This is a genomic window from Vitiosangium sp. GDMCC 1.1324 (assembly GCF_003044305.1).
Classification (GTDB): domain Bacteria; phylum Myxococcota; class Myxococcia; order Myxococcales; family Myxococcaceae; genus Archangium.
This window is the reverse complement of the sequence record NZ_PZOX01000001.1, coordinates 1060731-1074045: the sequence shown is the minus strand read 5'-3', so window position 1 is coordinate 1074045 and position 13315 is coordinate 1060731. Positions and strand designations below refer to the sequence as shown.

General features: G+C 67.8%; 12 protein-coding genes. 11 read left to right on the top strand and 1 reads right to left on the bottom strand.

Annotation, left to right across the window (positions count from 1 at the left end; translation table 11 throughout):
* The first annotated feature begins 31 nt into the window (after nucleotides 1-31).
* The 10 genes from DAT35_RS04115 to DAT35_RS04070 all read left to right on the top strand — a co-directional run bounded on the left by DAT35_RS04115 (nucleotide 32) and on the right by DAT35_RS04070 (nucleotide 10060).
* The gene (locus tag DAT35_RS04115) at nucleotides 32-1177 is read left to right on the top strand and encodes an acyl-CoA dehydrogenase family protein (protein ID WP_108065527.1); all 1146 of its coding nucleotides are present in this window, start codon (nucleotides 32-34) and stop codon (nucleotides 1175-1177) included.
* Nucleotides 1177-2049 carry a hypothetical protein gene (locus DAT35_RS04110; RefSeq protein ID WP_199242793.1) on the top strand — a complete coding sequence of 291 codons (873 nt, stop codon included), beginning with the start codon at nucleotides 1177-1179 and terminating at the stop codon, nucleotides 2047-2049. The genes DAT35_RS04115 and DAT35_RS04110 overlap by 1 nt, the downstream gene beginning before the upstream one ends.
* A 5-nt stretch (nucleotides 2050-2054) precedes the next feature.
* Nucleotides 2055-2849, top strand: a complete 795-nt coding sequence (rnc, locus tag DAT35_RS04105; protein WP_108065525.1) for a ribonuclease III — start codon at nucleotides 2055-2057, stop codon at nucleotides 2847-2849.
* A gap of 178 nt (nucleotides 2850-3027) precedes the next feature.
* The gene (era, locus tag DAT35_RS04100) at nucleotides 3028-3969 is read left to right on the top strand and encodes a GTPase Era (protein WP_108065524.1); all 942 of its coding nucleotides are present in this window, start codon (nucleotides 3028-3030) and stop codon (nucleotides 3967-3969) included.
* A gap of 10 nt (nucleotides 3970-3979) precedes the next feature.
* Complete coding sequence (gene der / locus DAT35_RS04095) at nucleotides 3980-5428, top strand: ribosome biogenesis GTPase Der (RefSeq protein WP_108065523.1); 1449 nt, start codon at nucleotides 3980-3982, stop codon at nucleotides 5426-5428.
* A 79-nt stretch (nucleotides 5429-5507) separates the two neighbouring features.
* A complete protein-coding gene (locus tag DAT35_RS04090) occupies nucleotides 5508-6317 on the top strand; it encodes a tol-pal system YbgF family protein (RefSeq protein WP_369945051.1) in 810 nt (269 codons plus the stop codon).
* A gap of 10 nt (nucleotides 6318-6327) precedes the next feature.
* On the top strand, nucleotides 6328-7488 hold the full coding sequence (locus tag DAT35_RS04085) for a PQQ-binding-like beta-propeller repeat protein (protein WP_108065522.1): 1161 nt from the start codon (nucleotides 6328-6330) through the stop codon (nucleotides 7486-7488).
* Nucleotides 7485-7916 (top strand): (deoxy)nucleoside triphosphate pyrophosphohydrolase, encoded by a 432-nt coding sequence (locus DAT35_RS04080; protein ID WP_108065521.1) that lies wholly within the window; start codon nucleotides 7485-7487, stop codon nucleotides 7914-7916. Before DAT35_RS04085 ends, DAT35_RS04080 begins: the two co-directional genes overlap by 4 nt.
* On the top strand, nucleotides 7916-8800 hold the full coding sequence (locus tag DAT35_RS04075) for a ribonuclease H-like domain-containing protein (protein WP_108065520.1): 885 nt from the start codon (nucleotides 7916-7918) through the stop codon (nucleotides 8798-8800). The genes DAT35_RS04080 and DAT35_RS04075 overlap by 1 nt, the downstream gene beginning before the upstream one ends.
* A gap of 141 nt (nucleotides 8801-8941) precedes the next feature.
* Nucleotides 8942-10060 (top strand): serine/threonine-protein kinase, encoded by a 1119-nt coding sequence (locus DAT35_RS04070; protein WP_108065519.1) that lies wholly within the window; start codon nucleotides 8942-8944, stop codon nucleotides 10058-10060.
* A 10-nt stretch (nucleotides 10061-10070) separates the two neighbouring features.
* Here the strand turns inward: DAT35_RS04070 and DAT35_RS04065 are convergent, their stop codons facing one another.
* Complete coding sequence (locus DAT35_RS04065) at nucleotides 10071-10631, bottom strand: hypothetical protein (RefSeq protein ID WP_108065518.1); 561 nt, start codon at nucleotides 10629-10631, stop codon at nucleotides 10071-10073.
* 469 nt (nucleotides 10632-11100) lie between these two features.
* On the opposite strand from DAT35_RS04065, the gene DAT35_RS04060 reads away from it, so the two are divergent.
* Nucleotides 11101-13182: a S46 family peptidase gene (locus DAT35_RS04060; RefSeq protein WP_108065517.1), complete on the top strand. Its 2082-nt coding sequence runs from the start codon at nucleotides 11101-11103 to the stop codon at nucleotides 13180-13182.
* Nucleotides 13183-13315: the final 133 nt, after the last annotated feature.

Here is a 13315-nt window from a genome sequence, read left to right as displayed (position 1 = left end):
CCCCCCTCCACCCTCTGCTATACATCCCGACATGGACTTCGAACTTCCCGAAAGCCATCGAGCCCTCCAGTCCTCCCTCCGCGATTTCTGCGAGCGCAAGGTGAAGCCCTACGCCCGCGAATGGGACAAGGAGGAGAAGTTCCCCATGGAGGTGGTGCGGGAGCTCGGTGAGCTGGGCGTGCTGGGCATGCTGGTGTCCGAGGAGTACGGCGGCGCCGCCATGGACTCGCTCGCCGTGGCGGTGGCGGTCGAGGAGATCGCCCGCTACGACGGCTCGCTGGCCCTGACCGTGGCCTCCCACAACGGGCTGGGCACCAGCCACCTGCGTGTCTTTGGCAACGACGCCCAGCGGCGCAAGTACCTGCCCAAGCTCGCCACGGGCGAGTACCTGGGCGCCTGGGGCCTCACCGAGCCCGGCAGCGGCTCGGACGCCGCGGGCATGAAGACCACGGCCGTCCGCAAGGGTGACAAGTGGGTGCTCAACGGCGCGAAGATGTTCATCACCCAGGGCACCGTGGGCAGCGTCTTCGTGGTGCTGGCGGTGACCTCGCCGGAGAAGAAGCAGAAGGGCGTCACCGCCTTCATCCTCGAGAAGGGGCTGCCCGGCTTCAGCCAGCGCTCCATCCACGGCAAGCTGGGCATGCGCTCCTCGGACACGGCGGAGCTGGTGCTGGAGAACGTGGAGGTCCCGGACTCGCAGCGGCTGGGCGAGGTGGACCATGGCTTCATCGACACGATGAAGATCCTCGACAAGGGCCGCATCACCATCGGCGCGCTGGCGGTGGGCCTGGCCCGCGGGGCGCTGGAGGAGTCGGTGCGCTACGCCCAGGAGCGGACGGCGTTCGGCCAGCCCATCGCCGAGTTCCAGGGCCTGCGCTGGATGTTCGCGGACATGAAGACGGAGACGGACGCGGCGCGGCTGCTGGTGCACCGCGCGGCGTTCCTGGCCGACGCGGGCCAGCCGTACAGCCAGGAGGCCTCCATGGCGAAGCTGTTCGCCTCCGAGGTGGCCACGCGGGCCTGCGGCAAGGCAGTGCAGATCCACGGGGGCTACGGCTACACCCGCGAGTTCCCCGTGGAGCGTTACCTGCGCGACGCCAAGCTGTGTGAGATCGGCGAGGGCACGAGCGAGATCCAGCGCACCATCATCGCGCGCGAGGTCTTCAAGAAGGCGTGATGGACACGGCCCGGCTGCGACAGCTCGGACTGGAGGTACGGGGCGAGGGGCAGAGCCTGTCGGCGACCCTCGTCCTGACCGAGCCCCTGGAGAACCCGGTGGGCGCCCGGAAGGTGGAGCGGGTGACGTTCCATATCCAGGGAGAGCGGCTGGTGCCCGTGGACCCGCCGGAGGTGGTGGGCCTGCGCTCCATCGCGCTGGCGTCGGTGCAGGGGGCTCGGGAGATGGAGGCGGAAGTGGCGGACGCCTTCAACGAGCACCTCTTCCATGTGCAGCGACGCTCCGCGGAGCTGCGGGCGCTGGGACTGAGCCCCGAGGTGGACCCGGTATCGCTGGGGCTGTCCACGCACCTGGCCGATCACGGGCTGGCGCTGACGCTGGTGGCGGATCGCCAGGGCAACTTCCAGGTATCAGGGGCGAAGAGGGACGGGCACCCGCTGACCGTGCCGCCCGGACACACCTTCGAGCTGTCCGAGTTCCGCGAGCGGGGCGCGCTGGTGGGCTACCTGGCCGCGCTGTTCGGCGAGCATGGGCCCGCGGAGGCTGCCCGGACGAAGCCCGGGGTGGCGGGGAAGGGCGTGGTGCGCTTCTCGGAGGTCGTCCAGGCCTTCGGGGAGGGAGCAATCGTGCCCCCGCGCAGTGGGCTGGAGCTGCTGGTGCTGCTCGAAGTGGAGGGCCGACCCTACCGTTTCGCGGCGGCGCGCGTGGCCGGCCGGACCTTCCGGGGTCTGCTGGCGGGGGCTCAGGGCAAGGTGTGGGCGGAACGTTTCGAACTGGATGATTTCCCCGGAGTCGTCCCGCTGGTGGCGGATCTGCTGAAGGTCCCCGCCGAGGCCGTGAAGTTGATCGGCTCGGGCGAATCACAGGAGTAACGGATTTGGCGACCCTGCAACCCTCCGAGCGCGTGAAGGCCCTGGAGGAACGACTCGGGACGACGTTCCCCCGCCCCGAGCTGGCCCTCACCGCGCTGACGCACAAGAGCTGGGTGAACGAACACCGGGGCGAAGGCTTCCAGGACAACGAGCGGCTGGAGTTCCTCGGAGACGCGGTGCTGAACCTGGCCGTGGGCCACCGGCTGATGGAGCGCTTTCCCCAGATGAAGGAGGGAGAGCTCACGCCGCTGCGCGCCCGGATCGTCAACGAGGACGGCCTGTCGCGCATCGCCCGGCGGCTGGGGCTGGGCGAGTTGCTCCAGCTGGGCCGGGGCGAAGAGCTGAGCGGCGGCCGGGAGAAGAGCTCGCTTCTGGCCAACGCGCTGGAGGCCGTGTTCGCCGCCATCTACCTGGGCGCGGGGCTGGAGCCGGTGATGGCGCTGGTGGACCGGCACTTCGCCGAGGCGCTGGACGGGGTGGCACAGGCGCTCAGCCGGCAGGACTACAAGACGAAGCTGCAGGAGGCGGCGCAGGATCGCCTCAAGCTGACGCCCCGCTACCAGCTCGTCTCCGAGACGGGCCCCGACCACGAGAAGATCTTCGAGGTGGAGGTGGTCCTGGGTCCGGAGGTGTACGCACGGGCCTCCGGCCGCAGCAAGAAGGACGCCGAGCAGACCGCCGCCCACGCCGCCCTGGAGCTGCTGGGCCGGGGGGAGAAGCCGGGGCAGGCCGCCTCCGCGGGGGCTTCCGACCCGGCTCCGTCACCCCCTTCAGGTCCGAAGGACGACACCCCGGCCTGAAAACTGCTTGGCCGCCCTGGGGACGGAGAATAAGGTCCCGCATCCGCCATGCCTGCCGTCATGGAGGCGGCTGTCCGCCTGCCCGTCGGAATTCACGGCGGACCAGACGTTCTATGTAGTCCATGGGGCGCTCCCGAGAAGGGGGCTCCCTGATCACCTTCGACCTTCGAAGCATTAGATGGCTCCTCAGACACACCGCAGCGGGTTCGCCGCGCTCATTGGTCGTCCCAACGTGGGCAAGAGCACGCTGCTCAATCAACTCACAGGCGAGAAGCTCGCCATCGTCTCCCCCAAGCCGCAGACCACCCGGAACCGGATTCTGGGCGTGGTGACGCGGCCGGAGGGGCAGGTGGCCTTCCTCGACACCCCCGGCATCCACCAGGCCAAGGGGGAACTCAACCGCTACATGGTGGACGTGGCCCTGCAGGCGGCCGACGAGGTGGACCTGGTCCTCTTCGTCATCGAGCCGACGGGCGGGGAGAAACCCGAGGTGAGTCCGGGCAACCGGTTCATCCTCGAGCGGTTGCAGAAGGCGGGCAAGCCCACCTTCCTGGTCATCAACAAGATCGACACGGTGCCCAAGCCGGTGCTGCTGCCGCTCATCGACCTGTACCGCAGGGAGTTCCCCTTCGCCGAGGTAGTGCCCATCTCCGCGAAGGAGGACGACGGGGTGGAGAATCTCTTCCAGGCGGTGCTCCAGCACCTGCCCGAGGGAGAGCCGCTCTTCCCCGAGGACGTGCTCACGGACCAGGCGGAGAAGACGCTGGTGGCGGAGTACATCCGCGAGCAGGTGCTCCGGCACTGCCGCCAGGAGATTCCGTACTCCACGGCGGTGCTGGTGGACTTCTTCGACGAGTCCGAGCGTGAGCCGCCCCCTGGAACGCCCCCCGGGAAGCTGGCGGGCCTCATCCGGGTTGCCGCCTCCATCTACGTGGAGCGCGACAGCCAGAAGGCCATCATCATCGGGAAACAGGGGCAGATGCTGAAGACGATCGGGACGGACGCGCGCAAATCCATCCAGCGGTTGCTGGGGGCGCACGTGTACCTCTCGCTACGGGTCCGGGTGGAGCCTCGCTGGAGCGAGCGTCCCGAGGGCCTCAAGAAGCTGGGTTACGAGTAGGAAGTACGCCATGAAGCCTCTGGTCGCCATCGTGGGTCGCCCGAACGTGGGCAAGTCCACGCTCTTCAATCGCCTCGCCAGGCGCCGCATCGCCCTGGTGGAGGACATCCCCGGAGTCACCCGCGACCGGCAGTACTGGGACGTGGAGTACGAGGGCCGGGATCTCACCATCATCGACACGGGCGGATTCGTGCCCGGGGAGAAGGACTCCCTGCTGCAGCAGGTGCGCGAGCAGGCGCAGCTGGCGGTGGAGGAGTGTGACGCCATCATCTTCGTGACGGACGCCCGGGCCGGGCTGACCGCGGCGGACCAGGAGGTGGCCACCTACCTGCGCCAGAGCGGCAAGCCGGTGGTGGTGGCCGCCAACAAGCTGGACAGCGAGTCCCAGACCGTCCAGGCGCACGCCTCCGAGTTCTTCAAGCTGGGCCTGGGCGACGTGTTCCCCATCTCCGCCGAGCACGGCCTGGGCGTGGGCTCGATGATGGAGACGGTGGTGGGCAAGCTGCCGCCCCTGTCCGAGGAGGAGCTCGAGGCCCGGAAGAAGGCCGCCGAGGCCGAGGAGCGCGCCGAGCGGGGGGAGGAGGGCGAGGAGGAGGCGCCCGCCGAGGAGGAGGAGGAGCGTCCCATCCGGGTGGCCATCATTGGCCGGCCGAACGTGGGCAAGAGCACCCTGGTCAACGCGCTGCTGAAGGAGAAGCGGGTGGTGGCCAGCGAGGTGCCGGGCACGACGCGGGATCCGATCGACTCGGAGCTGACGTACAAGGAGCGGCAGGTGATCCTCACGGACACCGCCGGCATCCGGCGCAAGAAGACGATCGCCCACCGGGTGGAGAAGTTCTCGGTGGTGGCGGCGCTCAAGGCGATGGAGCGCAGCGACGTGGCGGTGCTGTTGATGGACGCCACGGAGCCGGCGGTGGACCAGGACGCGAAGCTGGCCGGCATCGCCGAGGAGAAGGGCCGCGCGCTGGTCATCGTGGTGAACAAGTGGGATCTCATCAGCACGGATCAGCGCAAGCAGGAGATCTTCCGCGAGGAGCTCAAGCACTCGCTCAAGTTCGTGGGGTATGCGCCCATCGTGTTCACCTCGGCGCTGACCGGGGCGAAGGTGGAGAAGGTGCTGGAGCTGGCGGTGGAGCTGGCGGTCCAGTTCCGCTACCGGGCGCCCACGCCCCAGCTCAACCGGTTGCTGGAGCACATCTCGGAGAACCACCCGGCGCCCATTGTGGGACGGGGGCCGCTCCGGGTGTACTACATAGCCCAGGTAGGCACGGCGCCTCCCGCGTTCGCGCTCACCTGCAACCGGCCGGACGGTGTACCGGACATGTACAAGCGGTACATCACCAACCAGTTGCGCAAGACGTTTGACTTGAGAGTGCCCATCCGGCTGTTCTTCCGGGAGCGGCCGGGCAAGGCCAAGCGCGAGGCGCGCAGGCGGCCCAAGCTGGCCGGGAAGCATTGAGGGTTGTCCGCGTTGACACTGCCGGTGCGCGCTCTTTAGATTGCGCGCCCTTCGACCCCCGAGAGAGGTACGAACCACCGTGGCTGAGAAGTCCGAGAAGATGACGAAACAGGAGCTTCGTGCTCCGGATGCCTTCCAGCTGTACGGCGCCGAGGCCAGCGACTGGCTGATGAAGCGGAGCCAGATCATCGGCGCCGCGGTGGCCGTGGTCATCGTGGGCGGCCTGGTTGCCGCCCTGGTGCACTACTTCTCCAACCGGGGCGAGGAGCAGGCCTCCAAGCAGCTCGGCAGCGCGCTGGGGGTGCTGGGTCGCCCGGTGGTGGTGACCTCGGAGCAGCTGCAGGCGGCTCCGGGCGAAGAGCCGCCCTTCAAGTCCGACAAGGAGAAGGACGAGGGCATCGTCAAGTCGCTCAGCGACTTCCGTGCGGCCCACAAGGGCACGGACGCCGCGGTGACGGCGGCGCTGCCGCTGGGCAAGGCCCAGTACCGGCTGGGCGACTATGACGGGGCGCTGGCCTCCTTTGGTGAGTACACCAAGGAAGCCAACAAGAAGGATCCGCTGATGGCCTCGGCCTACGAGGGTCAGGGCTACGCCCACGAGGCCAAGGGCCAGCTGGATCAGGCGCTCGCGTCCTTCCAGGAGATGGCGAAGGTGGACTCGGGCGAGTTCCTGCAGGGGATGGGGCAGTACCACCAGGCGCGCATCCTCGTGGCGCAGGGCAAGAAGGACGAGGCGGCGCAGATCCTGGCGGATCTGAAGGCCTCGCAGGCGAACACGGCGGCGGGACGGATGGCCACCGAGCGGCTGGCGGTGCTGGCGGCGCAGGGCGTGAAAGTGCCCGAGCCGAAGACGGCTCCGGCGGCCGCCCAGGCGCAGGACGCGGGGTAGACGCAGACCTATGAGGATCGCGAGCCGGTGGAAGCGTTGGGTGGGTGGGCTCGCGGCGGCGGGTCTGCTCGGCGGATGCAGCACGGTGCCGGTGTATGGCAACCCGGTCACCGGCGCCCCGGTGCAGCCGCCACACCATTTCTTCTCGGTGGATTGGTGGTCGCAGCTCGTCGCACCCTCACTGCTCGAGTACGCCCCGCGCGAGCAGGCGCGGCCGGCCTATGACTCGAAGAACGAGCGCATCATCACGCTCACCCGGGACGGCTACGTCCGGAGCTTCACCACCGAGGGCCGGGAAGCCTGGCGCTTCCAGGTGGGCACCCGTTTCTACGCGGGCGCCACGGTGGAGGACGGCATCGTCTACGTGCCGGGCACGGACGGCGTGCTGTACGCGCTGGACGGGAAGACGGGCGAGCCCAAGTGGAAGTACGCCTCGGGCGAGGCGCTGGCGACGGAGCCGGTGCTCGCGGGCGAGCTGGTGCTGGTGGCCTCGCAGAGTGACACCCTGTTCGCGGTGAAGCGGGACTCGGGAGCGCTGGCGTGGCTGTACCGGAGGGATCCGCCCACGGGCTTCACCATCCACCGGGCGTCCACGCCGGCGGTGCGTGGGCAGACGGCCTGGGTGGGCTTCTCCGACGGCACCCTGGTCTCGTTGGATCTGACGGACGGCAGCGCGCGGTGGGAAAAGGCGCTGGCGCCTGGTGGCGCCACCCAGTTCCTGGACGTGGACACCACGCCCGCGCTCGACGAGTCCGGCCACGTCTTCGCCGCGTCATACGCGGGCGGCCTCTACTCGCTCGATGCCGAGACGGGTGACGTGGTGTGGAACTCGGTGGCGCAGGGCATCACCTCGGTGATTGTGCACGCGGGCGTGGTGGTGGCCACGGGGGATGACCGCATGGATGCCTATCTGGCGGACAGCGGACGGCAACTCTGGTCGCAGACCCTCCAGGAACGGGCGGCGCTCGAGCCGGTGTTGGTCAAGGGGATGATTCTGGTACCGGCACAGCGCTCGTTGCTCTTCGTGGACCCGCGCACGGGCCGGTCGCACATGGCGTGGAACCCGGGAGAAGGGGTCTCGGCCCCGCCACGGGTGGTGGGCGCGAAGGCGTACGTCCTGTCCAACAACGGCTACCTGTACGCCCTCCGGCTGAACGGGAGGAGCGGTTGACGCAGGGGGCGGCGAAGAGGGCGGTCCGCGTGGTGGCCGCCCTCATCCCCCAGCCCGGGGATGACTCACGATTCCTGGTGCAGCAGCGGTTGCCGGGCGGGAGCCGGGGACTCCTCTGGGAGTTCCCGGGAGGGAAGGTGGAGCCCGGGGAGTCCGAGCCGGCGGCACTGGCTCGGGAGTGCCGGGAGGAGCTGGACGTGCAGCTCCATGTGGGGAGGCGGCTATGGGTGGGGACACACGAGTATTCGGACCTGACGGTGGAGCTGGCGCTATACGCGGCGCGGCTGGAGTCGGGGGAACCGAAGACGCTGGGAGCGAACGCCCTGGCGTTCCTGACGCCGGCGGAGATGCAGGCGCTGCCGTTCTGCGAGGCGGACATTCCGCCCCTGGAGGACCTGGTGGCGGGCAGGCTGGGCCCGTTGGGCTGATGCTGCGGCGCACGTTCCAGCTGATTTCAGGTGTGGGTCCCTGGAAGGAAAAGGATCTGTGGGCCCGGGGCATCCAGACCTGGGACGACTTTCCTGGGAACGGGGTGGTGCTCGGCCAGAAGCTGGACGAGGCGGCGCGTCGACGGTTGGCACTCGCCCGCGAGGCCCTGGAGCAGCGCAATCTGAAGGGCCTGGCGGCCATGGTGCCCCAACGAGAGCACTGGCGCCTGTACCCCGAGTTCGCGCACGACGCGGTCTACTTCGATATCGAGACGGACGGCGCCCAGGAGCAGGTGCCCACGGTGGTGGGACTGTTCGACGAGGGCGGCCTGCGCGTCTTCATCCAGGGCCGCAACATGGACGAACTGCCGGAGGCCATGGCGGAGCGGCGGCTGTGGGTGACGTTCAACGGCTCGTGCTTCGACGTGCCGGTGCTGCGCCAGTACTTTGGCAAACGCTTCCCGACGCCGGACGCGCACATCGACCTGCGCTTCGTGTGCCGGCGGCTGGGCATGGGCGGCGGACTGAAGGAGATCGAGGACAAGCTGGGGCTGGGGCGGCCGCCGCACATGAAGGGCGTGAACGGATGGGACGCGGTGTTGCTGTGGCGGGCCTACCGCGAGCGCGGGGACGTGGAGGCACTGCGCTTCCTGGTGGAATACAACCTCTATGACTCCTTCCAGCTCCGGTCGCTGATGGACAAGGCGTACAACCGGGCCCTGGACGAGCTGAACATGGACTCCGAGCCCCGGGTGCCCGTGTTCGAACGGGGCGAGGTCCTCTACGACGTGAGCCGGCTCATCCTGGAGCTGGGACCCACGGAGAGGGATCTGCGGGTGCTCGAGCGGGTGCGCGCCCAGGATCGCGATCTGCGGCAGGACTGACGCCCTCTCCAATCCGAGGGGAGAGGTCGGGCGGCCGTGTCAGCCCGGTCTGGTAGGGTGGCTGACGCTGGAGGTTCGGCGTCTGGGCCCTACCTCCGGTATTCACTGGCGCGGCGTTGGCGTCGCGAAGGAGAGCCCGTAATGTCCGTCGACAGGCCCGAGTCCTCGAACCACCCCCGGCTTCTATTCTCCGTGGATGGGACCCGTTACGAGCTCGTCCGCAAATTGGGACGGAAGAACAATGGCGAGCTGCTGCTCGCCCAGCGTCGCTACGCGAAGGGGCCCGCGGGCTCCGTGATCATCAAACGGCTGTCGCGGCCGGTCAGCGAAAAGCAGCAGCAGCGGCTGAAGGAAGAGGTCCAACTGGCATACCGGCTCGACCATCCGGGCATCGCGAAGGTGTACCAGTTGGTGCTGCATGGGGGCCTGCCTTACGTGGTGATGGAGTACGTGGAGGGCCGCTCGCTGGAGACGGTGTTGAGCATCGCGGCCATGCGACAGCGGCTCATGTCCGAGGCCTTCGTGTGCCATGTGGTGTCCGAGGTCGCGGATGCGCTCCACCATGCGCACACGCGAACGGACGAGCACGGTCGGCCCCTGGGCATCGTCCACCGGGACATCAGCCCGGAAAACATCCGGGTGGGCTCCAACGGTGAAGTGAAACTGGTGGACTTCGGCGTGGCGTACTCGCTGTTGCCCGGGCGGGAGGCCACCACGGCTTCCGTGCTGCGCGGGGACATCGCGTATGCAGCCCCCGAGCGCATGCGCTTGGAGAAGGTGGACCACCGCTCGGATCTGTTCTCGCTGGGACTGGTGATGCTGGAGCTCCTCACGGGCAAGCACCTGTTCGACCTGGACGGCGTGGAGCAGGCGGCGCGAGCGGCGGGGCCTGCATCCGCGGCACTGGCCCAGGTGCGCTGCGAGGAGCCGAGCTGGGTCCCGATCGCGGAGATGGCGGCACGCATCGAGCGGTTCGGACCGGAGGACGTGGAGCGGGCCACCCAGGGAATCTCCGAGCCGCTGCGAGCCGTGGCACACCGGGCGCTCCGGCGGAATCCAGCCGAGCGCTACCAGTCCGGACTGGAGCTGAGGGACGCGCTCCGGGAGTTCCTCGTGGTGCAGGGGCGCTCGTACGGGAGACCGGAGGCCGCGCGGGAGGTGCTCGTCGCCGTGAAGGAGGCGGAACTGCTACGCGAGTCCGCGGACGTGATTGAACCGGATGTCTTCCCGGAGGAACCGGCTCGGAAGACTGAGCATTGAGCAGGTGCGCTCAGTGCCGGCGCTTTTTTTGTTTCTTCGCGGGCTGCGGCGGCGATGGCTTTTCTTTTTCGCCGGAGACCTGGAAGGGAATCCGGACGTCTGGAACCTCGCGGCCCTGGGAATCGGTCATCGACGTGCCGGTCTGCGCGTCGATGACCAGCGTGTATTTGTGGCCGGTCTTGAGCGGCGTGGGCAGGGAGACCCGGTACAGCAGCCCGTTGGGCGAGTCGTCCGCGGAGTCGTCCGAAACCATGGCGCGCTCGGCCTCGTCGAACAGGCGCACGCGGTAGTTGCGGAGGCCCAGCGTACTGCGCAGCTCGAGCGTTGATGTGGGATCGATGAGCGGACGTCCTTCTTCCTCGCCAGCGAGGGGAATGGATTCCATCCCGGCATCCGCGAGCGCGTACTGGAGCGTGAAGGACGCGGGGCCAGGGCCCGCATCGACGACACCCGTGTCCGGTTCGGTCTCGGCGGTGACGCCCGCGTCGTTGGTGGGGGCAGAGGGCTTGGGACATCCGGCCACGACAAGCGAGGCCGCACAGATCGCGAAGCTCAAACGGAGGAGTCGCATAGGGGCTGCAGACCCTATGTCTCAACGCCCAGACGGAGAAGCGCGAAAGCCGGCAACCTGGTGGACGGAGAAGCGCGAAAGCCGGCAACCTGGTGCTGGAAGACGCCATCCCGGAGGGGGTCCGGATTCGCATTCCCGGGGCCTGAAAACAGCTCCGGGAACGGGCCGACGACACCCCGTCTCCCTCTGACATAGAGTCGGATAAGATGCGTTATGTAAACTAAGCCCGCGCGGTCTCTCTGGGGTCTCCGGCCCTGGCTTCGCGGCCGGCCCTGGCCCGTTCCCCCATCCCCTCCACATGACCACTGGCGCGCGACGGGCCGCGTCATCGCCGCACTCCCCGGACTTCGGAAATCAAAGTGCCCCTCAGACGTTCAGGCGCCGGGAATTTTCTCCCCGCTTGACCGGGACTGGCGGTTCCCAGGACAAACCCGCCGCACCTCCGGATCCCGGAAAGGAATCTCTCTCCATGAAGCGTCTGCTCATCGTCGCATCCCTGATCGGCGCCACCCCCGCGCTCGCCGATGAGGGCATGTGGACGTACAACAACTTCCCCTCCGCCAAGCTCAAGGAGAAGTACGGCTTCGAGCCCTCCCAGGACTGGCTCAACAAGGTCCGTCTGTCCTCGGCCAAGTTCGGCTACGGGTGCTCGTCGAGCTTCGTCTCCCCGGAGGGCCTGGTGATGACGAACCACCACTGTGCCCGCGGCTGCATCCAGCAGCTCTCCACCGCCGAAAAGGACTTCATCGCCAACGGGTTCTACGCCAAGACCCAGGCCGAGGAGCTCCAGTGCCCGGCCATGGAGGTCAGCCAGCTCGTCGAGATCTCCGACGTCACCGCGCAGCTCAACACCGCCACCAAGGGCCTCACCGGCAAGCAGTACGCCGACACCCTCAAGGCCGAGATGGCCAAGCTGGAGAAGGCCTGCACCACCGGCACCGACGTCCGGTGTGAAGTGGTCACGCTCTACCAGGGCGGCAAGTACAACCTCTACAAGTACCAGCGCTACCAGGACGTCCGGCTCGTCTTCGCCCCCGAGCATGCCATCGCCTTCTTCGGCGGCGACCCGGACAACTTCGAGTTCCCCCGGTACGACCTGGATGTGACCTTCGTGCGCGTCTACAAGGACGGCAAGCCCGCGAAGATCGACAACTACTTCAAGTGGTCCGACAAGGGCGCCAAGGAAGGCGAGCTCACCTTCGTCTCCGGGCACCCGGGCAGGACGTCGCGCGGCCTGACCGTGGCGCAGCTCGAGTACCTGCGGGACGTGGCCCTGCCCAAGCAGCTCTTCAAGATGTCTGAAATCCGCGGGATGATCACCGAGTTCCAGAACCGCGGCCCCGAGCAGAAGCGAATCTCCAGCAACATGCTCTTCGGCGTGGAGAACGGCCTCAAGTCCACCAAGGGCAAGCACGAGCAGCTGGTCGACAAGAACTTCTTCGCCCAGAAGGTCGCCGCCGAGCAGGAGCTGCGCAAGAAGATCGACGCGGATCCGAAGATGAAGGCGAAGTACGGCGCCGCCTGGGACGAGATCGCCCGCGCCCAGGACACCCAGCGCAACATCCGCAAGGAATACGAGGCCATGGAGGCCGGCGGCATCAACTCGCAGCTCTTCGGAATCGCCCGTACCCTGGTGCGCTCCGCCGAGGAACGCACCAAGCCGGACACGGAGCGTCTGCGCGGGTTCAACGACGCCAACGAAGTCACCCTCAAGAACCAGCTGCTGAGCAAGGCGCCCATCTACCCGGAGCTGGAGATCGCCCAGCTGACGTTCTCGTTCACCAAGCTGCGTGAGGAGCTGGGGCCGGATCACCCGTTCGTGAAGAAGGTGCTCGGCAAGGAGTCCCCTGCATCGCTGGCCGCCCGCGTGGTCAAGGGCTCCACCCTGGCCGATCTGAAGATCCGCGAGGAGCTCTACAAGGGCGGCAAGCAGGCCATCCAGGCCTCCAAGGATCCGATGATCCAGCTGGCGGCGCTCGTGGACCCGGATGCCCGCACCATCCGCAAGACGTACGAGGAGCAGGTCGAGGCCGTCGTGCGCAAGAACAGCGAGCTGATCGCCCAGGCCAAGTTCGAGGTCTACGGCACCGGCATCTACCCGGACGCCACGGGCACCCTGCGCCTGTCCTTCGGCGCCGTGAAGGGCTACATGGAGGATGGCAAGAAGGTGGAGCCCATCACCGTCATGGGCGGGACCTTCGACCGGCACACCGGTGAGGATCCCTTCGCCCTGCCCAAGACCTGGCTCGCCGCGCAGAAGGACCTGACGGCCTCCACCCCGATGAACTTCGTTACCACCAACGACATCATCGGCGGCAACTCGGGCTCGCCCGTCATCAACAAGGACGCGAAGATCGTCGGCCTGGTGTTCGACGGCAACATCCAGTCGCTCGGCGGTGACTATGGCTTCGACGAGAGCGTCAACCGCACCGTCGCCGTCCACAGCGAGGCCCTCATCGAGGCGCTCAAGAAGGTCTACAAGGCCGACCGCGTCATCGAGGAGCTGCGCCCCGGTTCCACGCCCACCGTGAAGGCCAGCCCGGGCCTGTAGTCCCCTCCTGTTTCAACCTGTAGCACCCTTCTGACATCACCCTGAAAAGACGAAGGGGCTGCCTGGATTTCCCGGGCAGCCCCTTTGTTCTTCCCGCTCACCACCCTCGCCGAGCGACTACTCCCAATCGGCG